This is a genomic window from Algoriphagus halophilus (assembly GCF_900129785.1).
Taxonomy (GTDB): domain Bacteria; phylum Bacteroidota; class Bacteroidia; order Cytophagales; family Cyclobacteriaceae; genus Algoriphagus; species Algoriphagus halophilus.
Genome location: NZ_FSRC01000002.1, coordinates 337,576 through 362,445 on the forward strand (window position 1 = coordinate 337,576; position 24,870 = coordinate 362,445).

25 protein-coding genes are annotated in these 24,870 nt (G+C 37.8%); 18 read left to right on the plus strand and 7 right to left on the minus strand.

Going from position 1 to position 24,870, the window contains the following annotated elements:
- Window positions 1-38: 38 nt before the first annotated feature.
- A complete protein-coding gene (locus tag BUR11_RS13495) occupies window positions 39-1,103 on the minus strand; it encodes an FAD:protein FMN transferase (protein ID WP_074225514.1) in 1,065 nt (354 codons plus the stop codon).
- Window positions 1,104-1,225: 122 nt separating this feature from the next.
- On the opposite strand from BUR11_RS13495, the gene ruvB reads away from it, so the two are divergent.
- A complete protein-coding gene (ruvB, locus tag BUR11_RS13500; RefSeq protein WP_074225515.1) occupies window positions 1,226-2,260 on the plus strand; it encodes a Holliday junction branch migration DNA helicase RuvB in 1,035 nt (344 codons plus the stop codon).
- A 152-nt stretch (window positions 2,261-2,412) separates the two neighbouring features.
- On the opposite strand, the gene pgl is transcribed toward ruvB, so the two are convergent.
- Both pgl and zwf read right to left on the minus strand, forming a co-directional pair.
- Window positions 2,413-3,129, minus strand: a complete 717-nt coding sequence (pgl, locus tag BUR11_RS13505) for a 6-phosphogluconolactonase (protein ID WP_074225516.1) — start codon at window positions 3,127-3,129, stop codon at window positions 2,413-2,415.
- Window positions 3,130-3,171: 42 nt separating this feature from the next.
- A complete protein-coding gene (gene zwf, locus BUR11_RS13510; RefSeq protein WP_074225517.1) occupies window positions 3,172-4,698 on the minus strand; it encodes a glucose-6-phosphate dehydrogenase in 1,527 nt (508 codons plus the stop codon).
- A gap of 314 nt (window positions 4,699-5,012) precedes the next feature.
- Here zwf and gndA point away from each other — a divergent pair, with 314 nt between their 5' ends.
- The gene (gene gndA / locus BUR11_RS13515) at window positions 5,013-6,425 is read left to right on the plus strand and encodes an NADP-dependent phosphogluconate dehydrogenase (protein ID WP_074225518.1); all 1,413 of its coding nucleotides are present in this window, start codon (window positions 5,013-5,015) and stop codon (window positions 6,423-6,425) included.
- Window positions 6,426-6,497: 72 nt separating this feature from the next.
- Here gndA and BUR11_RS13520 read toward each other — a convergent pair whose 3' ends face one another.
- Entirely contained in the window at window positions 6,498-7,001 is a 504-nt protein-coding gene (locus BUR11_RS13520) for a hypothetical protein (protein ID WP_074225519.1), read from the minus strand.
- A 182-nt stretch (window positions 7,002-7,183) separates the two neighbouring features.
- Window positions 7,184-7,747 (minus strand): LOG family protein, encoded by a 564-nt coding sequence (locus tag BUR11_RS13525; protein ID WP_074225520.1) that lies wholly within the window; start codon window positions 7,745-7,747, stop codon window positions 7,184-7,186.
- Window positions 7,748-7,886: 139 nt separating this feature from the next.
- On the opposite strand from BUR11_RS13525, the gene BUR11_RS13530 reads away from it, so the two are divergent.
- The 14 genes from BUR11_RS13530 (at window position 7,887) to BUR11_RS13595 (ending at window position 20,967) form a co-directional block, all read left to right on the plus strand.
- The gene (locus tag BUR11_RS13530; RefSeq protein ID WP_074225521.1) at window positions 7,887-8,468 is read left to right on the plus strand and encodes a non-canonical purine NTP diphosphatase; all 582 of its coding nucleotides are present in this window, start codon (window positions 7,887-7,889) and stop codon (window positions 8,466-8,468) included.
- Window positions 8,469-8,498: 30 nt separating this feature from the next.
- Window positions 8,499-9,119: a uridine kinase gene (gene udk / locus BUR11_RS13535; RefSeq protein ID WP_074225522.1), complete on the plus strand. Its 621-nt coding sequence runs from the start codon at window positions 8,499-8,501 to the stop codon at window positions 9,117-9,119.
- Window positions 9,120-9,181: 62 nt separating this feature from the next.
- On the plus strand, window positions 9,182-9,541 hold the full coding sequence (locus tag BUR11_RS13540; RefSeq protein ID WP_074225523.1) for a hypothetical protein: 360 nt from the start codon (window positions 9,182-9,184) through the stop codon (window positions 9,539-9,541).
- Window positions 9,542-9,635: 94 nt separating this feature from the next.
- Window positions 9,636-12,605, plus strand: coding sequence for a protein translocase subunit SecDF (gene secDF / locus BUR11_RS13545; protein ID WP_074225524.1), 2,970 nt, complete (start codon window positions 9,636-9,638; stop codon window positions 12,603-12,605).
- Between the two features lie 280 nt (window positions 12,606-12,885).
- Window positions 12,886-13,272 (plus strand): molecular chaperone DnaK, encoded by a 387-nt coding sequence (locus BUR11_RS13550; protein ID WP_074225525.1) that lies wholly within the window; start codon window positions 12,886-12,888, stop codon window positions 13,270-13,272.
- Between the two features lie 251 nt (window positions 13,273-13,523).
- Window positions 13,524-13,928, plus strand: coding sequence for a molecular chaperone DnaK (locus tag BUR11_RS13555; RefSeq protein WP_074225526.1), 405 nt, complete (start codon window positions 13,524-13,526; stop codon window positions 13,926-13,928).
- Window positions 13,929-13,930: 2 nt separating this feature from the next.
- Entirely contained in the window at window positions 13,931-14,689 is a 759-nt protein-coding gene (locus BUR11_RS13560; RefSeq protein ID WP_074225527.1) for a histidine kinase, read from the plus strand.
- A gap of 60 nt (window positions 14,690-14,749) precedes the next feature.
- Entirely contained in the window at window positions 14,750-15,529 is a 780-nt protein-coding gene (locus BUR11_RS13565) for a histidine kinase (protein ID WP_074225528.1), read from the plus strand.
- A gap of 93 nt (window positions 15,530-15,622) precedes the next feature.
- The gene (locus BUR11_RS13570; protein ID WP_074225529.1) at window positions 15,623-16,381 is read left to right on the plus strand and encodes a histidine kinase; all 759 of its coding nucleotides are present in this window, start codon (window positions 15,623-15,625) and stop codon (window positions 16,379-16,381) included.
- Window positions 16,368-17,123: a sensor histidine kinase gene (locus tag BUR11_RS13575; RefSeq protein ID WP_074225530.1), complete on the plus strand. Its 756-nt coding sequence runs from the start codon at window positions 16,368-16,370 to the stop codon at window positions 17,121-17,123. The genes BUR11_RS13570 and BUR11_RS13575 overlap by 14 nt, the downstream gene beginning before the upstream one ends.
- A 65-nt stretch (window positions 17,124-17,188) precedes the next feature.
- Window positions 17,189-17,815: a response regulator gene (locus BUR11_RS13580; protein WP_074225531.1), complete on the plus strand. Its 627-nt coding sequence runs from the start codon at window positions 17,189-17,191 to the stop codon at window positions 17,813-17,815.
- A 3-nt stretch (window positions 17,816-17,818) separates the two neighbouring features.
- Window positions 17,819-18,865 carry an oxidoreductase gene (locus BUR11_RS13585; protein ID WP_074225532.1) on the plus strand — a complete coding sequence of 349 codons (1,047 nt, stop codon included), beginning with the start codon at window positions 17,819-17,821 and terminating at the stop codon, window positions 18,863-18,865.
- A 52-nt stretch (window positions 18,866-18,917) separates the two neighbouring features.
- A complete protein-coding gene (locus BUR11_RS13590) occupies window positions 18,918-19,361 on the plus strand; it encodes an outer membrane insertion C- signal (RefSeq protein WP_074225533.1) in 444 nt (147 codons plus the stop codon).
- A gap of 139 nt (window positions 19,362-19,500) precedes the next feature.
- A complete protein-coding gene (locus BUR11_RS13595; RefSeq protein WP_074225534.1) occupies window positions 19,501-20,967 on the plus strand; it encodes a glycine--tRNA ligase in 1,467 nt (488 codons plus the stop codon).
- Window positions 20,968-21,038: 71 nt separating this feature from the next.
- On the opposite strand, the gene BUR11_RS13600 is transcribed toward BUR11_RS13595, so the two are convergent.
- A complete protein-coding gene (locus BUR11_RS13600) occupies window positions 21,039-21,896 on the minus strand; it encodes a hypothetical protein (RefSeq protein ID WP_074225535.1) in 858 nt (285 codons plus the stop codon).
- 156 nt (window positions 21,897-22,052) lie between these two features.
- Between BUR11_RS13600 and crtD the strand changes: the two genes are divergently transcribed.
- Entirely contained in the window at window positions 22,053-23,528 is a 1,476-nt protein-coding gene (gene crtD, locus BUR11_RS13605) for a 1-hydroxycarotenoid 3,4-desaturase CrtD (protein WP_074225536.1), read from the plus strand.
- Here the strand turns inward: crtD and BUR11_RS13610 are convergent.
- A complete protein-coding gene (locus BUR11_RS13610; protein WP_074225537.1) occupies window positions 23,525-24,034 on the minus strand; it encodes a regulatory protein RecX in 510 nt (169 codons plus the stop codon). The genes crtD and BUR11_RS13610 overlap by 4 nt on opposite strands.
- Before the next feature lie 74 nt (window positions 24,035-24,108).
- Between BUR11_RS13610 and tpiA the strand changes: the two genes are divergently transcribed.
- Window positions 24,109-24,870 carry a triose-phosphate isomerase gene (tpiA, locus tag BUR11_RS13615; RefSeq protein ID WP_074225538.1) on the plus strand — a complete coding sequence of 254 codons (762 nt, stop codon included), beginning with the start codon at window positions 24,109-24,111 and terminating at the stop codon, window positions 24,868-24,870.

Sequence of the window (24,870 nt, forward strand, 5' to 3'; positions counted from 1 at the left end):
CATTTAAATATTGATAGTCTAATACAGCCTTCCAAGTTTTAATTTTGAATGAAGGATAAATAGGGCTTGATTTCCGGACTAGCATAGGTTTGATATTCACCATTGGAATCACTATAAATCAGGAATACTTGGATTTCTTCCAGCTCCTCATCTAATGCAATTGCTTTTTCTGTCCCCATCACCATCAATGCAGTAGCATAGGCATCGGCGGTCATGCAGTCTTCTGCGAGTACAGTGGCGCTTAACAAATTGTGCTCAACAGGGTAACCTGTTTCTGGATTAATGGTATGAGAAATTTTGACAGAATCTCTCACATAAAAATTTCTATAATTACCGGAGGTAGCCATGGCTTTATCCTGCAAGGCAATGATGCTAAACAGATCAGAAGCATTTGCAGATTCCTCTGGTCTATTTACACCTACCTTCCATAATTCTCCACTTTCATTCACCCCTCGTGCTACTAGTTCGCCTCCAATTTCGACTAGATAATTGTTAATCCCTTTATCCCTTAAGAGCTCAGCTACTACATCTACTCCATATCCTTTCGCAATCGAACTAAAGTCCAGATAAATATCATGCAGCTTTTTTCTAACTTCTTTGGAATCAAAGTCTACTTTTTCAAATCCTACTAATTTTAGGAGGTTTTGGATATCCACGCTATCCTTTAACTCTGGACCACTCGGACCAAATCCCCAAATATTGACCAATGGCCCCACTGTTGGGTCAAAAGCTCCATCGGTTTTTTGGTTAATTTCTTTACTTGCTTGAAGAACTGGCAATAAATAGGGAAGTTCAAATTCCAGTGTATCTCCTGTATTAAATCTACTTAACTCAGATTCTGGGATATAAGTAGACAAGCTTTGGTTGAAAACCACTAAGATTGAATCGATAGATGTTTGAAAATCTCTTCCCTCTTCATCCAAGTAAGTGATGTTATAGGTAGTCCCCATGGTTTTACCAGAAAGTGTCATCTTCCCGTTCACCACTACTTCCTCCCTTTCAATTGTGCTAGGAGGGTTTTGATTTCTCCAAATATAAACGAGGATCACCATTGCCAACAGCACCAGTGAATAGATGATATTTTTTCGAGTATTGGGACGCATAGCATTCTTAATTTCGCTGCGAAGTTAAGAGATATTTTTCAGTTTAATGGATTCAGAAGCCCTTCAAAAAGCCTCTCTCCAAGACAGGTATTTTTCTATCTTTGTAGGAGTACGCTAAAATTATGAGAGAAGATTATCTGACAGGTGACGACGAGCATCTAAGTTCTAAAGACAAGGAATATGAAAAAGCATTACGTCCGTTAAGCTTTGAAGATTTCACTGGACAGTTCAAAATCGTTGAAAACTTGCGGGTTTTCGTTTTGGCCGCAAAACGCCGAAACGAACCATTAGATCATGTCTTGTTACACGGCCCTCCAGGATTAGGCAAGACTACCCTGAGTCATATCATTGCGAATGAACTTCAGGCTGGAATTAAAATCACTTCAGGCCCTGTGTTGGATAAGCCCTCTGATTTAGCTGGTCTATTGACTAATCTAGAGGAAGGCGATGTACTATTCATTGATGAGATTCACAGACTAAATCCCATTGTAGAAGAATATTTGTACTCAGCAATGGAAGATTTCAGGATCGATATCATGTTAGACTCTGGCCCTAATGCCAGATCGGTACAAATTTCGCTCAGCCCGTTCACTTTGATCGGAGCTACTACACGGTCAGGACTGTTGACTTCTCCTCTTCGGGCTCGTTTTGGTATTAATTCAAGACTGGAATACTATGATGCGAAATTACTAACAGACATTGTCAGTAGATCTGCAGGCATTTTGCAAACTCCAATAGATGAAATAGCAGCCTATGAAATAGCTAGGAGGAGCCGAGGAACCCCTCGAATTGCCAATATGCTTTTGAGAAGAACCCGGGATTTTGCGGAAGTGAAAGGAAATGGGACCATTACCTTAGAAATTTCTAAAATTGCCTTGGATGCATTGGATGTAGATATGAATGGCTTAGATGAAATGGATAATCGAATCCTGATGACCATTATCGATAAATTCAAGGGTGGACCAGTAGGACTAAGCACCATCGCCACAGCCTGTGGAGAAGAAGCAGAAACAATCGAGGAGGTATATGAACCCTTCCTGATCCAAGAAGGGTATTTAAAAAGAACTTCTAGAGGTAGAATGGCCACTGAAATGGCCTATAAACACCTCAACATTAAACCCACCCAAGGATTGGGGGGATTATTTGATGGGATTTAATATTTGGGTTAAATCAAAAAATGGAGGTCGATTAAACCCAGGATTTCAACCATCTAATCAAAAAAAAATTCTGAACAAAGGTTTGTCCTTAAACAAATAAAAAAGCCCTCTAAAAGAATTTCAGAGGGCTAGTACATACATTTTCTAGTTGATCAAAAATCCAATTCTTTAGCAGCTTCTTTATCTAAATACCAAGTCAAGTCATCGGAAGTAGGTTTTACTAAGGAGGCAGGATACTTTTCATAATTACCTTCTAGCATCACGATCTCTTTTATTTTTTCAGCTTTATTGGCTCCAGTTACTAAAAATGCTACCGCCTTTGCATTGTTAACCACCTTTCCGGTGATGGTCACTCGCTTTTGTCCTGAATCAGGATGAACCGCCACTACACAAGTTTCTTTTGCATCCCATAATTCAATATTGTAAGGAAAAATAGAAACAGTATGTCCATCATCTCCCATTCCTAACATGACCAAATCAAACTGGGGGATTCCATTGACGATTGGCAATTCACTTTCTAATACCTTGCTGTACCGAATAGCCTCTTCTTCCGGATCATTTTCCCCTAAAACACGAAAGATATTCTCCTCAGGCATATCCACTTTTGACAATAAGTGGTCTACCGTCATTTTATAATTGCTTTCCGAATCTGTAGGAGGAACGCATCGTTCATCGCCCCAATAAAAATTGATATTATCCCACAAGATGTCTTCTCCTAGCTCTTCAGCGATGTAATCAAATATGACTTTAGGAGTACTTCCTCCAGAAAGAGCTACATGGATTTTCTCTCCTGTATCCGACATTTCCTTCAAAACATAGGCAAATTCTTCTGCAAGGCTATCTTTTGAACTTGAAACAGTAATATTCATCGATTTTAATTTTTTATTGAAAAAGGATTGAAATGGAAGGCGTTAAAGAATGCAGAAGCCAGTTTCGTCAGTTAGGCGCTTTCCTGGATTTCTCCATCCAAAATGCCCTTCAAACATCTCGTCTGAATTTCTAGGGCCCCAAGTACCAGCAGCATAACCATACGTTGGAACATCCTCATTTTCCCAATACTTCAAAATAGGATCCACAAATCTCCATGCCGCCTCCACTTCATCCGCTCTGGCGTACAAGGTAGCATCTCCTTGCATGGCATCTAACAATAGTCGCTCATAAGCATCCATCACCTGTGCAGAATCCAAGTCAGAATAATAGAAGTCTAAATTAGCTTGCTCCACATTGAAACCAAGTCCTGGGACCTTCACTCCAAATTTGATCAAAATACCCTCGTCGGGTTGAATTCGGATGATCAACTTGTTGTCTTTTTGATAGGCGTCATGGCTTTTAAATACCTCATGTGCAGGAGATTTAAAATGGATGACTACTTCAGTAACTTTGGTAGGCATGTATTTGGCAGTTCGCACATAAAAAGGAACGTCCTTCCATCTCCAATTGTCCACGAAGAATTTGATCGCAGCAAAAGTTTCCGTTTTCGATTCGGGATCCACTCCTTCCTCTTCCCTATAACCTTTTACTTTTTCACCATTGATAGTGGAGGCTACATATTGACCTTTCATGGTATGAGTAGCCAATACCTTCTCATCTGTCATGATTCGAAGGGATTTTAATGCTTTCACTTTTTCATCACGAATCTCTTCAGCACTCGCATTGATTGGAGGCTCCATGACAATCAAAGACAAGATTTGAAGCAAATGGCTCTGGAACATATCTCTCAATGCTCCAGACTTATCATAATAACCTCCTCTTTTCTCCACACCTACTGTTTCTGCATTGGTAATCTCTACGTGATGGATATACCTTCTATTCCATGTAGGTTCGAAAATTGAATTGGAAAAACGAGTCACTAACAAATTTTGAACTGTCTCTTTACCCAAGTAATGATCGATTCGGTAAACCTGTTGCTCGTTAAAATACTTATGCAAGCCTTCATTTAATTCTTTGGCAGTCTCTAGACTATATCCAAAAGGTTTTTCCACAATAATTCTCTTCCATCCATTATCCTCTTTTGTCAATCCAGCCTCACAAAGATTTTTGGCAATGACTTCATACAAACTTGGAGGAGTAGACAGATAAAAAATATAGTTTCCTTCACATCCCTTCTCCTCATTCAAGTGGGCAATCCTATTGGCAAGCATCGAATAATCTGTATCGTATTCCTTACCCAAATCTTGGTAATAAAGCTTATCAGCAAACTCTTCGATATAGGAAGACTCCTCTTTGCTGATTTTCTCTTTTAAAAATTTACTTTCCTGAACTACTTTCTTCCGAAACACCTCGTCACTCATATCACTTCTACTCGCTCCTAACACCACAAAGTTTTCAGGTAGGTGCTTGCCTTTGTATAAGTTGAATAAAGCTGGTACTAGCTTTCGAGCTGTTAAATCTCCCGATGCCCCAAAAATAATGAGCATCTGGTTTAATGTTTTTTTCATGTGTAGGTCTGTATTTTCAGCTCTTCAATCCAATTGAATGCCTTGAATCTCCCAATGTATTTTTTGGCAAACAGGTTCCTCTTTAGGGATAATTCACCAAAATTAATTCACTTCAGAAGGTTCATGCTTCATTTTTTATAGTTGAATAGGCCAAATTTGAGAAACAGGGTTAATTGATTGAGATAAAAAAGTGAACAATTGCCACTTTAATTTAATTTTGCTCTGCAGTCGCAAAATTAAGGCTTATTTATTTTAATTAACATAGGATCTAAAAATGAATGCCTTGATAATTTTAAGTACAATAGAACTAAAAAATGGATTATAAAGACTACGATTTTGGCTTGGTTGGTCTAGGAGTAATGGGTCGAAATTTTATTTTGAATGTTGCGGATAATAATTTCAAGGCATTTGGATATGACCTAGATGAGGAGAAAGTGGAAGCATTAAAGACAGAAGGTGGAGACCTTTCAAAAGTAAGTGCTTCTACAGATATCAAGACATTTGTACAGGCGTTAAGCAGCCCAAGAAAAATCATGTTGTTGGTACCTGCCGGTAAAATCGTAGATCAAGCCATTGAAAGTCTACTTCCATATTTAGATGAAGACGATATCATTATCGATGGAGGAAACTCTTTTTTTACTGATACCGACAGAAGAGAGGCTTATTTGAAGGATAAAGGAATTCACTTTTTTGGTTCTGGGGTTTCTGGAGGTGCTGAAGGGGCAAGAAAAGGCCCAAGCATTATGCCTGGAGGAGATAAAGAAGCTTACCAGCATGTTAAACCAATTTTTGAAGCAGTTTCAGCTAAATACAAAGGAGAGCCTTGTGTCGCCTATTTGGGCCCTAAATCTGCCGGAAACTATGTAAAAATGGTGCATAATGGGATTGAGTATGCCATGATGCAATTGACATCTGAAATTTATGATTTGTTGAAGAAGTCCAGTGGACTGTCCAATGGAGAACTTCATCAGGTTTACTCCAAATGGAATGAAGGTAGACTTCAATCCTTCTTGGTGGAAATTACAGCCGAAATCTTTACTCAAAAAGATGATCTTACTGATAGTGATTTGGTGGATATGATCCTGGATAAAGCCAAGCAAAAAGGAACCGGTAAGTGGACTTCTCAAAATGCGATGGATTTAGGAATACCTGTTCCAACCATTGACATGGCGGTTAGCATGCGTGAAATTTCAGCCTTGAAAGATGAAAGAATTCTGGCAGACAATCTGTACAATCGCCCTGAAATACCTTCAATTTCAAAAGAAGAATTGATTGAAAAGGCAGAACAATCACTGTATTTTGCTTTCATCATCGCATATGCACAAGGATTACATCAGCTTTCCTATGCATCAAAAGATTATGGTTATGAGTTGGATATGGCTACAATTGCCAGAATCTGGAGAGCAGGCTGCATTATCCGAGCAGGTTTATTAGCCGATATCGCCGAAGCATATACTGCTGATAAAGAAGTTCCTAACCTTTTACTTTCCCCTTCTTTTGTTCCCAAAGTCCAAGAGACTTTACCTGCAGTGAGAGACATGGTAGCCTTTGCAGCCAAATCAGGAATTCCTGTACCTGGTCTATCTAGTGCGCTTAGCTATTTTGATGCCTACACTTCCAGCAAACTTCCCCTAAATTTAATTCAGGCCCAAAGAGACCATTTTGGTTCTCATACTTATGAAAGAATTGATAGAGATGGAATTTTCCACACCGAGTGGGGAGCTTGATAAAAAGTACTGGTCAGTAGTCAGTGATCAGAAAACAGAAAAAAAGGAAGTAAAATATTTTACTTCCTTTTTTTATCCGATTTTTAGTTTCAGTTCACCGTGCCTTTTAACCACCTTGAGCTCAAAATATTGATTTATAAATCCTTTGCAATGGTTTTCCGCCCACTCTGCTCTGGACTCGGTATCAAAAAGTAAAGTCATTCGGAGCATCGTTTTGACGTATTGCTCATAAATACCCATCTCTTGCACATATCCAACTAATGCAGCAGACCAATCTTCTTTGAATTTGTCTAGGTGAGTTCTTCCGTCAAACAACATCTCCAATTGATTATCCCCATGCTTAAATCGATAGATCCCGCAAAGTTGTCTGTAGATTAACCTTACTCGATCTCTTGGGAATTCAAAAGTATCCAATATTTGTGCATAGGTTTGATCCATCAATCGTAGAGGATTATACAAAAGCGTATAGGATCTCTTTAATTCAAATACCATTCGATCGATTAAATCCTCCTCCAACTCTGATTGAGCCTGGCGCAGGATGTAGTTTTTATCTAATGGAAAAAGCTTTTGAATCATTTTAATACTGTTGACCCGCAAAAATAAGAAATATTATTTTTAGTATGATTTTAAATAATAGGAATAAAAAAGAGAATAAGAATTGAAAATAAGGGTATTAAAAGTTGAGAGAAATAGAACTTACTACTCAATAAATTAGGATTCCAAATTTCATACTTTTGATTTTAAAATTTAAAATTATTTTACCAATCCCCCGGTCCTTTGGCTTTGTAAGCACTCATTTTATCTAAAATTTCTACTGGATCGTCAGAAACAATCAACAATTCTTCCTGCTCGGGATACAGAAAACCTTCTCCCATGGCATGTTTTAAAAAATTCAACAACTTGTCATAATATCCATTCACATTATAAAGTGCTAATGGCTTTTGAATGTAATGCAGCTGGTTCAAGGTCATGATTTCAAACAATTCTTCCAGTGTACCTATTCCTCCGGGAAGTGCAATAAACCCATCTCCTTTCTCTGCCATTAGCCATTTTCTATCTCGCATAGTTTCTACAATAACCAAATCTGTACAACCTCGATGAGCCACTTCTCGATCTACTAGCTTTTGAGGGATAATTCCAATCACTTCTTTACCCGCTTGCAGCATTTCATCTGCAATCACTCCCATCAATCCTACTCTTCCTGCTCCATATACCAATGAATGATCTCTTTTGATCATTTCTAAAGCCAATGACCTTACTCCAGCTTCATAGTACGGACCTTCCCCTTTTCGAGAACCGCAATAAACGGTGATCTTTTTCATAGTCTTCCAATAAAAAGTTGAATTCGAAATTACGACTTTCAGGTTCAAATTAGATAAAACCGTATCTATTAATCCGATCCCCGAGCCAATCCACACGATTCTTAACACAAATTTCACAAGGATATGTTAATTTTAAGCTATGAAAATCTGTTTTGCTACCAACAACCAAAAGAAAATTGAAGAGGTCAAAGCTGCCTTAGGAAACGATGTAGAGATTTTATCCCTTGAAGAAATTGGTTGCCATGAAGAACTTCCAGAAACCGGAGACACATTAGAGCATAACGCATTTCAAAAAGCCCAATATGTCAAGGACCATTATGGGGTCGATTGTTTCGCAGATGATACTGGACTGGAAGTGGATGCTCTAGAGGGAGAGCCAGGAGTATATTCTGGAAGGTATGCAGGAGAGCCGAGAAGTGATGAGCGAAACATCGATTTACTGCTTAAAAACTTAGGAGCATCCAGCAACAGAACAGCTCGTTTTAAAACTGTAATTGCACTCCTCATCGGAGATGAAAAATATAAATTTGAAGGAATAGCAGAAGGAGAAATACTTAAAGAAAGAATCGGCTCAGGCGGTTTTGGTTATGACCCTATTTTTAAACCTGATGGATTTTCAAAGACATTTGCCGAATTGAATATGGAAGAAAAAAATGCCATCAGTCACCGTGGAAAGGCCGTAAGGGGACTTATCAACTTTTTGAACCAAACAAAATCCTGAGAAAGGTCTGAAAAATTTTAACTTTGCCCCATGAAAAAACCATTTATCGTTGGGATAACCGGAGGCTCTGCCTCTGGCAAAACTCTTTTTTTAGAAAAGCTACTTAGCTCATTTGAACCTGACGAAGTATGTTTGATTTCACAGGACAATTATTACAAACCACGACATCAACAGCCCATCGATGCTCAGGGAATTCACAATTTTGACACTCCACATAGTATTGATTTTGAGGAATACGCATCTGATATTCGAAAAATTCAAGCTGGAGAATCTGTTCAGCGGGAAGAATACACCTTCAATAATGCCTCAAAAACACCAAAAATCCTCACCTTCCGTGCTGCACCTGTGGTGGTGGTAGAAGGAATCTTTGTCCTCTATTACCCAGAACTTGCAGAGTTACTTGATCTCAAAATTTTTATTGACGCGAAAGATCATATAAAACTTAAACGCAGAATTATCCGTGATAAAGTAGAGCGAGGCTATGACTTAGACGATGTATTATATAGGTACGAAATGCATGTGATGCCCACCTATGAGAAGTATATCAAGCCCTTTAAAAACGAAGCTGATTTGATTGTTCCAAACAATCATAATTTTGATAAGGCACTGGAAGTCATCAGAATATACCTTAGAGCGAGGTCAGGAAAGTAGTCATCGTGAAAAAAGTTCCACGAATTCGTGTGATTTTCAAATAATACCTATATTTGCGCCGCATGAAAGGTAATAATCCAAATAGCAAGATTTTTCAACAGCGCATCACAATGATGCTGGCTTTGCTATTGTGTTTATTTATCTCGAGTGTAGAATACCTTCCTGAGACGACCCAAGCTATTTACGAAGAACAGCAACAGGAGAATTCATCAGATCAGGATCAACACCAAACTTTTTTAAATGTTGCAGTTGATGCGGTAGTACCATTTGTGGTACATGTTTCCCACACTGTAATGTACCTTATTTACCAAATAGAGCAAGAAAATACGCCTGGCTATCATGTTGAAACCAATGTATTCTCGCATCCCAATCAACTGGTAGAAATTCTATTTGAGCGGATTATCTCTACCAAAGGACCCTGAATCTTCTTCTGAGTTCCCTATCACCCACGCTTCCTATCGAATAGGAAAGCAATTCATCTGTATTTACAATTCAATTAATTAATATCTAATCCTTATGCAAAATAAAGGTGTCATTGTGTTTTTGACAGCGATTATTACAGCACTTTGTCTGTATTATCTGTCATTCACATTTGTATCAAATGGCGTACAGCAAAAAGCAGAAGCTTATGCTACCGACGCATCCGGCAATGTTGATTTTGCCTTGAGAAGAGCTTATCTCGATTCAGTTTGGAGAGAGCCAGTTTATAATTTCCTAGGTGCTGACTATACGTATCAGGAAGTAAAAGAAACCGAACTTGGATTAGGTCTAGACCTTCAAGGCGGTATGCATGTTACCTTGGCGGTTTCTCCAGTTGAGATCGTGAAGGGAATTGCAGGAAATCCAAAAGATGTGGCATTCAACAAATCAGTAGATGATGCCAAGGAAATTGCAAAAACTTCTGATGACAAATTTGTAGACTTGTTTTATGCTGAATGGCAGAAAAATAGTCCAGACAAAAACCTTAGCTCCATTTTCGCAACTGCTGCCAACAGAGGAAAAATCTCTTTGGAAACTTCAGATTCTGAAATTCTGGATATCATCGATACTGAAATCGAAAATGCAATTGAACGTTCTTTCAACATCCTAAGAACTCGTATTGACAGATTCGGTACTTCTCAGCCAAATATTCAAAGAATTCAGGGTTCTGGAAGAATCCAGATTGAACTTCCTGGTGTAGACAACCAAGAGCGTGTAAGAAACTTACTACAAGGAGTTGCTAAACTTCAATTCTGGGAAGTTGCAGAAGTAAACGAATTTGGTTCTTCTTTAGAAGCAATCAACACTGCTTATGTTGCTGATCAAAAATCTACTTCTTCTACAGTAGAAACTGAAGAAGAATCTACTGAGCCACTTTCTGAAGAAGACTCTTTGAGAAAGGCTTTGGAAGAGCAATTGAGTCAAATTGACCCCATGAATCCAGACGCGGGTACCTCTCCTATTTTCAGCTTGTTGAAAGCGAATTACGGTTTGGTATATGATGTAAAAGATACTGTTACCATCAACAGAATCCTAAAAAGAGATGAGTACAAAGCAATGCTTCCAAGAGACATCAAGTTGCTTTGGGCTGTAAAGCCTCAAGTGTTAGAAGATGGTACAGAAGCCTTGGAACTTTACGGAATCAAAATTCCAAAAGGATCTGATCAAGCTCCTTTGGAAGGTGATGTGGTTACAGACGCAAGACAAGTATTGGATCAAACTTCCAGGCCTGCTGTATCCATGCAAATGAATGCTGAAGGTGCTAGAAAGTGGAGAAAATTAACTGCTGAGAATATCGGTAAAAGAATCGCTGTAGTATTGGATGACTATGTGTACACTGCTCCCGTAGTAAATGGTGAAATCCCAACAGGTCAGTCTGAAATCTCTGGTAATTTCACATTATTAGAAGCTCAGGATTTAGCAAACATCCTTAAGTCAGGTTCTCTACCTGCACCAACACAAATTGTTGAAGAAAGTATTATCGGTCCAACTTTGGGTAAAGAAGCCTTGAATCAAGGTTTGATCTCCATGGTAGCTGGTTTGGCGATCGTAGTACTATTTATGGTTGCTTATTATGCTAAAGGTGGTTTGATCGCTATCTCTGCATTGGTTTTCAACATCTTCTTCATTTTAGGAATCCTAGCACAGCTTCAAACTTCATTGACCTTGCCAGGTATTGCCGGTATTGTGTTGACGATCGGTATGTCCATTGATGCCAACGTACTGATATTTGAACGTATCAAAGAAGAACTCCGAAATGGGGTTGGTCTGATTGCCGCGATTAATGCTGGTTACAACAAGGCATTCTCTGCGATTCTTGACTCCAACGTGACTACCTTCTTGACTGGTGCAATCCTATACGCATTAGGACAAGGACCTGTAAAAGGGTTTGCAATTGTATTGATGATCGGTATTGCTTGTTCCTTCTTCTCTGCAGTATTCATCACTAGAGTAATTGTTTCTTGGATGAGCAAAAAAGGTGATAAGAGCAACATCAGTTTTGCCACTCCATTTGCTAAGAATGCACTAAGCACCTTGAGTATAGACTTCCTTGGAAAGAGAAAAGTAGCTTATTTGATTTCTACAGGTATCATCATCGTAGGTCTTGCAATTGCTGGAATCAATGGTTTGAAATTCGGCGTGGATTTCACTGGCGGTAGATCTTACATCGTTGCATTTGCGGAACCTGTAGCAGCTTCTGATTTGAAAACTGGTCTGGATCGTGAGTTTGATGGCTCTGTAGAAGTAAAAACCTATGGTGCAACCAACGTATTGAAAGTAACAACTTCTTACCTGATCAATGAAGATGATGACGCTTCCAATGCAGAAGTAGAATCGAAAGTGAAGGAGGGAATCGCTACTGTAACTGGGCTACAATTTACAGAAGACGCGGAAGACCTTAGCACCGAAGAATTTGCGATTACAGGTTCCTCTAAAGTAGGAGCAACAGTTGCTGATGATATCAAAGCCTCTTCTGCTGAAGCAATGGTTGTTGCATTGATTGCCATCTTCCTGTACATCTTATTAAGATTCCGTAAGTGGCAATTCTCCTTGGCATCTATCATTGCCTTGATCCACGATACTTTGTTTGTAATTGCTGCCTTTGCAATTGCGAGTGCTTTGGGTGCAACTTTCGAAATCGACCAAGTATTTATTGCGGCGGTCCTTACCGTAATCGGTTACTCTATCAATGATACCGTAATCGTATTTGACCGTATCAGGGAAAATATTGAAAACAGAGGTACACACAGATTGGTGAAAGTATTTAACGATGCGATCAACCAAACTCTAGGTAGAACTTTGATTACTTCATTTACTACTTTAATCGTGGTTCTTGTATTATTGATCTTCGGTGGAGAAGTATTGAGAGGGTTCTCATTCGCACTTCTTGTAGGTATCCTGGTAGGTACTTATTCATCTGTATTTATCGCTACTCCTATCGTAGTGGATTTGATGAAAAGAGAAATCGATCAAGAAGAACCAAAAGAATCCAAGAAATTGGCTTAAGAAAATGTAGAATTCGAGAACTGTAAAAGAGCGGGTGTTTCCCGCTCTTTTTTTATACCCAATAGAAAATTTGATTTATAGATATTCAAAATCCAAATATGGATTAAATGAAAAACTAAACTCTTTAAATTATCACTTACTCATCAAAACAAGTTGATTTTTAGTCGAATAGCACTAATTCCTTCTATACACCATTGCCCGGAAGGAAAAAAATATAGTATATTTTGAATCTTATTCTTATTACGAAATTGATTTATCACTTAACGAAAAACATTTTTCTATGAAAATTTCAAAAGCGGACTTTGAGTCCATGAAGGCAAAGTATGACAAAGAAGTAAAGAAAGGCAAACCCGCCAAAGACAAAAAAGGCAAAGACAAGACCAACCAAACTGATTGGATATTTTTTGATAGAGAAACTTTAGAAAAATTATTGGCAAAAGCCGATCAAAACCCAAAAGTAGGAGGTATTCAATTTTATTTTACCGAATACACCGAAGAAACAGCCAAAAAATTCTATCCGAATGAGGCTGATGAATATACCGGTCAAATGACACTAGTGATGAGAGCGGCGAATCTCAGTGAAAATCAAATCACCACGATTGAGGTAGAAGAAGGTGGAGAAGAGTATCAAAACAGAGGTACTCAATGCCCTTATGTTTGCGAGTAAATTTTATACCTTAAACAAGAACCATTACGTGTTTCTTACAAAAACATACTGACTAACAAACCAGAAAAGCCAAAATAATTTTGGCTTTTCTTTTATCTCAAACATGAAAGAATTGCTCCAATCATCTATTTAAATTAAATAATAAATCATAAAACCTTATTCATACCTGTTGCCTCTACAAGGCAAAATATGGTATCTTTTGTGACTCATTATAGAAATGAATTTTATTGTTTCAAAAAACTAATTTTTCGATGAATATCTCAAATGAAGACTTCAAGTCCATGAAGGACAAGTATGACAAAGAAGTAAAAAAAGGAAAGCCTGCCAAAGACAAAAAAGGCAAAGACAAAACTGATCAAACCAGCTGGGTATTTTTGGATAGAGAGACGTTGGAAAACCTATTAGCAAAAGCGGATGAAGATCCTAAAGTAGGTGGGATTCAGTTTTACTTTACAGAATACACGGAGGAAACCGCCAAAGAAATCTATCCTAGTAATCATGATGATTATACAGGTCAGATGACCTTGGTAATGCGCCCTGCTAATCTTAAAGATAATCAGGTAGTAACTTTAAAGCTGGAAGGGAGTGGAGGAGATTATGTCAATGGAACTTCCCAATGCCCTTACCGCTGCGAGCCCTCACCCACTGATTCCTAGCGATGCCTAGCCCTTTTTGGACTGCTTTTGGAGACTGGTATTTATTTGCTATCGATGCCTTGTTATTGATAGGTACATTCTATTTTCTTAAGCTAAAGAAAGAGGAAAAAGCCAATAGTTATTATTGGCTTCCTTTTTTTATTCTTGCTTTTACGGTTTTTTATGAAAACCTGGGGGCTTACACGAATTTTAACTTTGAGTTCAAAAAATCAGTCAATGCACTTTTAGGGAACACGGAATTCCCAAAGTATAATCTATGGTTATATAATATTACCAATAAGCAGATATCGACCATTTTGTACCTATTTTTAATAAAAAACTGGCTGGAACCTACCAAAAAAAAATACATCAATTGGATGTTGATTGTTTTTGTGATCGTCTCTCTAGTTTTACAAATCACTGGGATTGAACCTCTTTACTTGAATCAACCCATCATTTTTTCCATGGGTGCCAATATGATCTTAATAGGAAGCGGGCTTTATTTTGTAGCCTTGATTACCAATCAATATTACTTGAATTCCAACCCCTTAAAACTTCTTTCCTTTTGGCAAATGACTTTTCTCCTATTTACCTACTCCCTGACCTACATTAATTCGATGACGGTTATTTATCTTTATGAAATAAACTCCCAACTCGGAATTGGAATTGTCCAAATAGATCGAGTTTTGGGTATTTTAAATAAAGTGATTTTGGTGTTGATTATCGCTTCACCTCTATTAAAAAAGGTCTTTGTGAAAGAACCTATTTTTAGAGCCGCTTAAGTGCTTTATAAATTTTGTCACTCTTATATTTTAGCAAAAAAATAAACCAAATCACTTTTAATGGACAGTAAACTGATTGAAGCCTTATTTACAGCATATCCATTAGATACCATTCCTATGGATGTACTGATGGTTATTGGATTTGTTTGTTTTCTTAAATTACCTAAGGAAAAAAGAGGGAACATTCATTTTTACCTTCCTTTTATCATCTTGAGCTTTACTTTTTTGTATGAAAATTTCGGAAGCTACACTAACTATAATTATGAATTTAAAAAATCTGTCAATGAATATTTAGGGAACTATAAATACCCAAGGTTTAATCTTTGGTTATTCAATGTGGCCAAAAGACAAATCGGCACTATCCTTTATTTATTATTAATCAAATCATGGCTGGAGCCATCCAAAAAGAAATACATCAATTGGATGATCATCCTGTTTATAGTCGTTACCATGACTTTACAATTATCAGGAATTGAACCACTTTACCTGAACCAACCTATCATTTTTGCAATGGGTGCCAACTTAATTTTAATTGGAAGTGCTATGTATTTCACTGGCATGATTACCCACCCTCAATATTTGGACAAAAATCCATTACGATTGATTTCTTTTTGGCAAATGACCTTTGTCATGTTTACATTTACCTTGACTTACGTCAGTTCAGTGGCCTTGTTATACCTCTATGAGGTGAACCCTGTATTAGGTGAGGCTATCCAAAAAATAGATATCATTATGAAGATCATCAATCTTGGAATTCTTACCTTGACAATTGCCTCTCCTTTTCTTCCAAGGGTTTTTGAGGAAGAACCATTCTATATATCTCACGAAACTTCAGCTTAACTTTGCTATTTTTCATTTCTTATTTAAAATTAGCTTTTTGCCAGTTTTAAAAACTTAAAATGTATTTGAGCAGAGAGTCTATTTTTTTCTATTATGGATAGAAGCATTATTGAGCAATTTGGGAGTTGGTATCTAATTATAATTGATAGCTTTTTGATAATTGGAAGCCTAATATTCTTCCGTCTACCTAACTCACGTAAAACCAAAATTTTCTATTGGCTCCCCTATGTCATCTTAGCTTTTACTGTTTTTTATGAAAACTTAGGCGCTTACACTAATTACAATTTAGACTTTAAAAAATCTGTAAATGCTTTATTGGGAAATACTGAAAATCCCAATTATAATCTTTGGGTATTTAATATTTGTTTTCAGCAAATCACTACGATTCTTTACCTACTATTAATTAGAAATTGGCTAGAGCCCACCAAGAAAAAAATCATCACCTGGATGCTCTTGTTTTTTGTAATCACCGCTTTCGTTTTACAGATTACTGGAATAGAACCCCTGTATTTAGATCAACCCATCATTTCTGCCATGGGTGCCAATATGATATTGATAGGAAGTGGCTTATATTTTATGGGATTAATTACCAACCAGTACTATTTAGAAACCGAGCCACTCCGATTAATTTCTTTTTGGCAAATGACCTTTTTGCTTTTTACTTACTCATTGACATATATTAGCTCTGTTGCTTACCTATATCTTTATGAATTCAACCCAGACTTGGGTCAAAGTATTTCTCAAATTGATATGTATATGGGTATCATCAACATTGGCATATTGATCTTAATTATCGCATCCCCTTTATTACCAAATGTTTTTTTAAGAGAACCATTATATGAACCCAACTGAAGATCAAATTTACGTCATCATTTTTAGCACTCTTTTTCTAGGAGGCCTGATGTCCACTTTCGTAGTTGCCATGGTCTTTATCCATAGACAAAGACAAGCACAAAACAAACAAAAGCTTGATCAGATCAAGTCTGAACATGAAAAAACCTTGCTAAACATAGAGAATGAAATTCAGCAGGACACTCTTACTCATGTAGGAAGAGAACTACACGACAATATTGGCCAGTTACTTTCCTTAGCTAAACTTTATTTAGGTTCTTCCAAGCCAGAAAAACAACAAGAAGGGAAAGAAACCATCAACCAAGTAATCTCTGAAGTAAGGGCTTTGTCTAAAAATTTAAACTTGGACTGGGTGGAATCTCTGACAATTGAAGAATTTATAGGTCAACAATTACAAAAGATAGAGTCCACAGGTTTTTGCAAAACTTCCTTTCAACATTCCATAGAACTTGGGGAATTACCTAAAGATCAAAAATTGGTATTGATTCGGGTAATCCAGGAAGTATTAAACAACGCGATGAAGCATGCATCACCAGAGGAAATCAAGGTAAAAATTTGGAAAGATGGTGCAACTAGAACCATCCAAATAAAAGACAATGGTAAAGGATTCGATACTTCCATAGAGTCTTCTGGAAGTGGCATGTATAATTTAAAAAAGAGAATGGAAACCATTGGAGGAGATTTTTCTATTACCTCCAGTATAGGAAATGGAACACTTATCCATTTATTGTTGCCTAATTAATATCCATGAAGTAATTTGTACTAATCTTTTTGTACAAAGCTTACATTATACCCTGAATACCCCACATGATCAGAATTGCTTTAGCTGATGACCATAAACTATTCGCTAAAGGCTTAGAAGGACTTTTAGAGGAATATGACGATTTATTGATTACCGGTCTTTATCCTAATGGAAAAGAGTTGGTAGATGAAATCGCTACAGATCTTCCGGATGTGATCCTTACTGACCTGAATATGCCCGTACTCGATGGATTTGGAGTCCTAGAATACGCAAAAAAAAATCACCCCGAGATTAAAGTTGTTGTATTATCCATGTATGACGAAGAAAAAATCTATAAAAAGTGCATGCATGATGGGGCAGATGCCTTTGTATTAAAAGATGCCGACCCAGATGAATTGGTATACACCATCCATGAAGTATTTGAAGGAAGACACTTACCAAATTTTCAAAGGGTGATCCAGCAAGCCAACCAAAGCTCATTTTTTGATGCTTTCCGAGAAAAATTCAAATTATCCAGAAGGGAAGTACAGATTATCAAATTAATCAAAGAAGGACGTCAGAATAAAGAAATTGCAGATGACCTCAGCTTGAGTGTGCAGACTATTGAAACCCATAGAAAAAACATACATAGCAAATTACAAGTCTCCTCTAGGATCGAACTAGTCAATAAGGTCCAGGATATGCACTTATAAATTATGAACACTCCTATCAAAACTGCTATCGTGGGCTATGGCTCAGTTGCGGAAAAAATGCACGCTCCTTTGATTACCGTTTGCCCAGACTTAGAGCTAGTGGCAGTGGTAGAACGTAAATCCAATAAAAGCAAGGAGAAGTATCCGTCAGTTACTATTTACAGAAGTCTCGAGGAGTTACTGGAAAAAAGCGAGGTAGAATTAGTGGTCATCACTACCCCAAACACCTTCCATTTCCCTATGGCCAAACAATGTTTAGAAGCCGGAAAACATGTGGTGATAGACAAACCCGTCACTATTTATTCTCATGAGGCAGAAGAGCTACTGGAATTAGCAAACAAAACTGGAAAAGTTTGCTCAGTATTTCATAATAGGAGATTTGACGGAGATATCATGACCCTCCAAAAACTAATTCAAGAAAGGTTACTCGGTGATTTGGTGTATTTGGAATCTCACTTTGACCGATTCAGACCAGAACTTTCAGGTAATTGGAGGGAAGAAGCAGGTCCAGGAAATGGAATTACTTATGATTTAGGTTCCCATTTGATCGATCAAGTGGTGATGATATTTGGTGCACCCGATAGTATTCAAGCAGATATCCAAAAACAAAGAAAAGGAGCCATGGCTGATGATCATTTCGACATCGTCATGCATTATGAGAACTTTAAAGCCAGAGTAACCGCCGGTGTTTTGGTCAATGCACCTACTCCAAAATACCTAATGTTGGGTCAAAATGGCTCTTATTTGAAGTTTGGTATGGACGTACAAGAACAAGCTTTTAAAGAAGGTATCAAGCCAGATGGAAAGGATTGGGGTGTAGAACCTGAGGAAAATTGGGGAAAAATATTCCTCAAGTCAGAAACTAAATCTTACCAAAGCGTCCCAGGCGATTATAGAATTTATTACACTAATGTAGCTGATGCTATTTTGAAAGGAAATCCACTTAAAGTCACCATCCCTCAGACAATCAGTGTTTTAAAAATGATAGAAGCCTCCTTTCAAAGCTCCAAAGAACAACGCACTATCTCTAAAGCTGAAGGGAAATGGTAATTTTTTAAGTTTGGCTTCTTCTTGGTGTATTAGGTTAATAAACTAAACCACCATGAATAAAATATTCTTATTAGCATTTGCCCTATTCGGCTTTATATCGATCTCCAAAGCTCAGGTTGCAGTAGGAGTTAACTTTCAAAGTTCAGATACATTTATCACTGTCGGAACAAATCCAGACAAGGAGTTTTTCGGAGAAGCAAGACTTGGTATTGGTCATGATATAGGCCTAGAGCTGATGGGCGGATATAATTTTGTTAGAAAAAGTGAAGTGAATGCCTATGTCGGAGCAGGGTTAGGCCTGTTGGGTCATCATCATAACCATAAGCATCACGAGGACCACAATGACATTTATTTAGCAATCCCGGTAGGGGTATTGATCAAGCCATTCAGCAATACTAGGAATTTAGGGTTCCTAGTGGAAGCCGCACCCGTCTTTGCCGACCATTCCCATAGTTATCTTAGAGGAGGAGTCGGTGTCAAGTATACATTTAGATAAACTAACCAACTCATTTTAAGGCCATCTTACCCAAGTAATGATGGCCTTTTTCAATTTGTAACAAGAGAATACTAGTTTTTAGAGATTTAGAACTTTTTTAGGTTCATAGATATCAATATGTTTCTTTATTTTTGCGCCCATGGCAAAAACAGCAACTCCGGCGGAAAACGCCCAATTGAAAGATATTATTTCCCATGCCAAAGAGTATGGTTTTGTTTACCCTAGTTCTGAGATTTATGACGGGCTTCAGGCAGTCTATGATTATGGTGCATATGGGGTAGAATTAAAGAATAACTTGAAAAGACTTTGGTGGGAAACCATGACCAGAGTCCAAGATAATATTGTAGGGATCGATGCAGCTATTTTTATGCATCCTACCACTTGGAAGGCTTCAGGTCACGTGGATTCATTCAATGATCCAATGATCGATAACAAGGACTCCAAAAAACGATATAGAGCGGATGTGTTGATCGAGGAGCATGCTGCTACGTTTGAAAGAGCGGGTGACATCGAAAAAGCCAATTCATTAACTGGAGCATTAGCAAGAATGCTAGAAGCAGAAGACTTGGCCGGTGTAAGGGATTTGATCATCAATGAAGACATTAAATGTCCTATTTCCGGAACCTCCAACTGGACGGATGTACGTCAATTTAATTTGATGTTCTCTACTCAGGTAGGTTCTGTAGCAGAAGATGCCTCTACCATTTACCTGCGCCCTGAAACTGCCCAAGGGATTTTTGTCAACTTCCTGAATGTGCAGAAAACAGCCAGAATGAAAGTTCCTTTTGGAATCGCCCAAATAGGTAAAGCTTTCAGAAATGAGATTGTTGCTCGCCAGTTCATCTTCAGAATGCGTGAATTCGAACAAATGGAAATGCAATTTTTCGTGCGACCTGGTACTGAATTGGATTGGTACAAGCAATGGGCGGAAATGAGAATGAAATGGCATTTGGCTCTTGGAACTCCTGAAGATAAGTTGAGAAAGCATGACCATGAAAAATTGGCTCACTATGCTAATGCTGCCATGGATATTGAATATGAATTCCCATTTGGATTTAAAGAGGTGGAAGGGATTCACTCTAGAACTGATTTTGATTTGAAATCCCATCAGGAATTTTCTAAAAAGAAACAGCAATACTTTGATCCGGAAGTCAATCAAAATTACATTCCTTATGTAATTGAGACTTCAATCGGAGCAGATAGATTATTCTTACTGACACTTTGCAACGCATACACCGAAGAAAAGACTGAAGAGAAAAGTAGAACCTATTTGAAATTGCATCCTGCTATTGCGCCAGTAAAAGCAGCCATTCTTCCTATTACTAAAAAGGATGGCCTTCCTGAAAAAGGGAAGGAAATCGTGGAATTGCTGAAGTATGATTTCAATATCATTTATGAAGAAGCAGCTTCCATTGGTAAGCGTTATACAAGACAGGATTTAATCGGAACACCTTTCTGTATTGCTGTGGATCACCAGACCTTAGAAGACAATACAGTGACTATCCGTCATCGAGACACTACAGAACAAGAGCGAGTGCCAATAGCAGAACTTCATGGAAGAATCGCTGAAGCTACCAGCTTTAGAAGAGTATTTGAAAAGCTGTAATTAGAAATAAAATCAAAAAAACCTCTGAGAGTAATTTCAGAGGTTTTTTTATTAAAGATTATTAATCGAACTCAGCTTGCGGAAGTGCAAACTTGAACATCTAGATGGATCACATAATAACGGTCACCATTTGTATCAATAACTAAGTCTGTACCTTTATTTAATGATTGGCCTGGAGTCGGTCTTCCTCCTGTTGGCAATAATCCATCCGCATAGCTAGACCATTTTACAGATTCTGATTCTCCTTCTTTTAAGGAATAGCTTGAATCAAAATTAATTGTTATTGTCCCTGCATTTTCATCATAAACTGCAGTACCTATCACATTATTTTTTTGATAAACATTCTGAGTTGTTGGTCCTTCAATGTCAAATGCATACCACCAAGCGTTATTATTTCCATTACCTTGTGCAGGTTCTGTTTCGCCAATTGTATTTCCTACATATCCAGTTTCATATTCACAGGACACATTACAATCCTCAACTTCAACAGTAAACTCAACATTTTGAACTCCTCCTTGACCAGCTACTTTCCATCTAAACAAATAAGTGCCAACCTCATACCCTGATAAATTTCCAGAAGCACCTGAAGAAGCCTGAGATTGTTGGAAAACCTGTACCCATTCATCATTTACAAATTCCTGAACTTGGACAGTGCGATTTCCTGTAAAACCTGTACCTCCAAAAGTGAATAAAATATCATCACCAAGGCAAACGTTTTCAGTGTAAGTCAAAATAAAGTCTCCACTTTCAGAAACCATAGCATTCTCAAATCTTGTAGTTTCATATGGACTCAACGTGAATCCCGACTGATCTGATTTAGCCAAGGTATTGGTCAGATCTTCATTTTCATAGGTAGCCATTTGGCTACAGGCTCCTAAGAGCAACGCCGAGATCACTAACCCCAGCAGTTTTGTTGTAAAAATTTTCATAGAATGGTAAAGGGTTTTTAAATATTTGACTTAAATTTAAATGTATTTCAAATACAAAAAAAAGCCATTCATAATATTTTTAGAAAAATATTTATATGCTATTCAATATTGTTCAAAAAAGCTTCATCCAATGAATAATTGTATCTTGCTAGCCATATGAATAGGAAAGCCATAATCATTGGTTCAGGGATCGCAGGCATCGCTTCATCCATTCGCCTAGCATTAAAAGGATACACCGTAGAGGTATTCGAGTCCAATTCTTACCCTGGAGGAAAACTTTCAAAAATTGATCTAGGAGAATACCGATTTGATGCTGGTCCTTCCCTTTTTACTTTACCAGAACAAGTAGAAGAATTATTTCATTTGGCCGAGAAAGACCCAAAGGAACACTTTGACTACCTCAAGCTTCCAGTCACCTGTCATTACTTTTGGGAAGATGGGAAAAAGTTGAAAGCATACGCTGACCTAGACTTATTTGCTGAGGAGGTAAATCAGCAACTGGGCGAGCCAAAGTCCCATATCAAAGAGGCTTTGATTAACTCCTCCTATATCTACGATCATTTGGCTCCACTTTTTATGCACAAGTCCCTACACGATTGGAAAACATGGACCAACCAGGATGCAATGAAGGCTTATCTAAAAATGGGTAAACTGGGCATCTTCTCCACCATGAATGAAGCCAACGAAAAGCAATTTGACAATCCTAAACTCATTCAATTATTCAATAGGTACGCCACCTACAATGGATCCAACCCCTACGAAACCCCTGCTACGCTAAATATTATCCCTCATTTAGAATTTAATATCGGAGCCTTTTTTCCGAAAAAAGGCATGCATGACATTACTAACAGCTTATTTCAGTTATCCTTGGACCTTGGAGTTACTTACACTTTCAATCAAAAAGTGGATGAAATTATTGTAGAAGAAGGAAAAGCTACAGGGGTTATCCTTGCAGACAATAAAAAAATAGAGGCGGAGATCGTAGTCAATAACATGGATATGGTCAATGCATATAAGACCATTTTAAAAAAACAAAAGCAACCAAAACTCCTTTTAAATCAACCTAAATCTAGTTCAGCATTAATTTTTTATTGGGGTATCAAGCGCAAGTTCGAAGATTTGGATCTCCATAATATTTTCTTCTCTGATAATTATTTGGAGGAATTTGACCATATTTTTAAAAAAGGAAGGATTTACCATGACCCAACTGTCTACATCAATATCACCTCCCTATACAAACCTGATGACGCCCCTGAAGGCTGCATGAATTGGTTTACAATGATTAATGTCCCCAATAATCAAGGCCAGGATTGGGACCAATTAATTTTGGAATCCAAAAAGAATATTATCCATAAACTCAATAGAATTTTAAAAACAGATATAGAGCCTTTAATTGAGGTAGAAGAAATTCTGGATCCAAGAACGATCGAGTTGAAGACCTCCTCAGCCCAGGGAGCGCTTTATGGAAACTCTTCAAACAATAAGTTCTCCGCATTTTTAAGGCATGCAAACTATTCCTCCAAAATCCAAAACCTATATTTCTGCGGTGGATCTGTCCATCCTGGAGGAGGTATCCCGCTTTGTTTGCTTTCTGCCAAAATTATGTCAGATATGATCCCGGATTCGGTTTAACCACCCATATTTGACTCCTCAACCGCTTCCTTGATCAAATCCATTTCAAAACCTTTGGAAAATAAGTACTGGATGACTTTAAACTTCTTTTTATAAGGGTCCGACTCTTTGATTCTTCCCCAATGTTTCTCCACTTGAGATAATAAGGTATCGTAATATTCATAGGGATCAATTTCAGAAAGTCCCTTTTTTATCAAGTTTTCCGGAATCTGGCGCATCTTCAATTCTTGCCTTATCCTTCCCCTACCCCATTTTTTCAGCCTGAATTTACCTCGAGAGAAAGTCCTTGCAAAGCGCTCCTCATCTATAAATTTCTCCTCTATCAAATAGGTAATTAATTCATCAGAATCCTCTTCTTTGATCCCCTTTTCGTAAAGTTTCCGCTTGGTTTCCCAAATACAACGTTCCTGATAGGCACAAAAAGTAGATAGCTTTTCTTTCGCTTCCTCTAGAGACCAAGACTTTTTTATTGACTGTTCTGAGTTATTTTTTCGCCAGACGGACATTTTCTTTAATTTTAAGCCAAATTACCCTTGAATTAGATTCTTTCAAATCTTAATTAGATAAACAACCCACAACCATGCGTAAGAAAATTGTAGCCGGCAACTGGAAAATGAATATGACTTTTGAAGAAGGTCAAATTCTGACTTCTGAGATTGTCAACATGTATAAAGACGAAAACATCAAGGATGTTGTAGCGATCTTGAATCCTCCATTCCCACATATTTTTCCAGTTAAGAAATTGGTAGGCGATGTGGCAGGAGTTAAGATAGGAGCTCAAAATTGTTCTGATAAAGAATCTGGAGCATTTACCGGTGAAGTATCTGCTAAAATCCTGGCTTCATTTGGAGTAGAATATGTCATCATTGGTCATAGTGAAAGAAGAGAATACTTCCATGAAGGAAACGAACTGCTAGCTGTCAAAGTAAAAGAAGCTTTGGCCCATGGGTTAAAACCTATTTTCTGCTGTGGCGAATCCTTGGATATCAGAACTGCCGGAACACATGAGCCGAATGTAAAATTTCAGCTAACTGAAAGCCTTTTTGACTTGAGCCCAGAAGATTTTAGCAAAGTGGTGATTGCCTATGAACCTATCTGGGCAATTGGAACCGGAAAAACAGCCACTGCTGAGCAGGCACAGGAAATGCATGCTGCTCTTAGAAGACATATTGCCAGCAAATACGGTAAAGACATCGCTGCTGAAACCTCTATTTTGTATGGTGGAAGTTGCAACCCTAAGAATGCACAAGAAATATTCTCCAAGGAAGATGTGGATGGTGGATTGATCGGCGGAGCCTCTCTGAAATCAAGAGACTTTATGGACATCATCAAATCATTCTAA

Coding starts and splice junctions, on each gene's coding strand:
- BUR11_RS13495 (WP_074225514.1), bottom strand. CDS start 1,103: ATGCGTCCCAATACTCGAAAAAATATCATCTATTCACTGGTGCTGTTG.
- ruvB (WP_074225515.1), top strand. CDS start 1,226: ATGAGAGAAGATTATCTGACAGGTGACGACGAGCATCTAAGTTCTAAA.
- pgl (WP_074225516.1), bottom strand. CDS start 3,129: ATGAATATTACTGTTTCAAGTTCAAAAGATAGCCTTGCAGAAGAATTT.
- zwf (WP_074225517.1), bottom strand. CDS start 4,698: ATGAAAAAAACATTAAACCAGATGCTCATTATTTTTGGGGCATCGGGA.
- gndA (WP_074225518.1), top strand. CDS start 5,013: ATGGATTATAAAGACTACGATTTTGGCTTGGTTGGTCTAGGAGTAATG.
- BUR11_RS13520 (WP_074225519.1), bottom strand. CDS start 7,001: ATGATTCAAAAGCTTTTTCCATTAGATAAAAACTACATCCTGCGCCAG.
- BUR11_RS13525 (WP_074225520.1), bottom strand. CDS start 7,747: ATGAAAAAGATCACCGTTTATTGCGGTTCTCGAAAAGGGGAAGGTCCG.
- BUR11_RS13530 (WP_074225521.1), top strand. CDS start 7,887: ATGAAAATCTGTTTTGCTACCAACAACCAAAAGAAAATTGAAGAGGTC.
- udk (WP_074225522.1), top strand. CDS start 8,499: ATGAAAAAACCATTTATCGTTGGGATAACCGGAGGCTCTGCCTCTGGC.
- BUR11_RS13540 (WP_074225523.1), top strand. CDS start 9,182: ATGAAAGGTAATAATCCAAATAGCAAGATTTTTCAACAGCGCATCACA.
- secDF (WP_074225524.1), top strand. CDS start 9,636: ATGCAAAATAAAGGTGTCATTGTGTTTTTGACAGCGATTATTACAGCA.
- BUR11_RS13550 (WP_074225525.1), top strand. CDS start 12,886: ATGAAAATTTCAAAAGCGGACTTTGAGTCCATGAAGGCAAAGTATGAC.
- BUR11_RS13555 (WP_074225526.1), top strand. CDS start 13,524: ATGAATATCTCAAATGAAGACTTCAAGTCCATGAAGGACAAGTATGAC.
- BUR11_RS13560 (WP_074225527.1), top strand. CDS start 13,931: ATGCCTAGCCCTTTTTGGACTGCTTTTGGAGACTGGTATTTATTTGCT.
- BUR11_RS13565 (WP_074225528.1), top strand. CDS start 14,750: ATGGACAGTAAACTGATTGAAGCCTTATTTACAGCATATCCATTAGAT.
- BUR11_RS13570 (WP_074225529.1), top strand. CDS start 15,623: ATGGATAGAAGCATTATTGAGCAATTTGGGAGTTGGTATCTAATTATA.
- BUR11_RS13575 (WP_074225530.1), top strand. CDS start 16,368: ATGAACCCAACTGAAGATCAAATTTACGTCATCATTTTTAGCACTCTT.
- BUR11_RS13580 (WP_074225531.1), top strand. CDS start 17,189: ATGATCAGAATTGCTTTAGCTGATGACCATAAACTATTCGCTAAAGGC.
- BUR11_RS13585 (WP_074225532.1), top strand. CDS start 17,819: ATGAACACTCCTATCAAAACTGCTATCGTGGGCTATGGCTCAGTTGCG.
- BUR11_RS13590 (WP_074225533.1), top strand. CDS start 18,918: ATGAATAAAATATTCTTATTAGCATTTGCCCTATTCGGCTTTATATCG.
- BUR11_RS13595 (WP_074225534.1), top strand. CDS start 19,501: ATGGCAAAAACAGCAACTCCGGCGGAAAACGCCCAATTGAAAGATATT.
- BUR11_RS13600 (WP_074225535.1), bottom strand. CDS start 21,896: ATGAAAATTTTTACAACAAAACTGCTGGGGTTAGTGATCTCGGCGTTG.
- crtD (WP_074225536.1), top strand. CDS start 22,053: ATGAATAGGAAAGCCATAATCATTGGTTCAGGGATCGCAGGCATCGCT.
- BUR11_RS13610 (WP_074225537.1), bottom strand. CDS start 24,034: ATGTCCGTCTGGCGAAAAAATAACTCAGAACAGTCAATAAAAAAGTCT.
- tpiA (WP_074225538.1), top strand. CDS start 24,109: ATGCGTAAGAAAATTGTAGCCGGCAACTGGAAAATGAATATGACTTTT.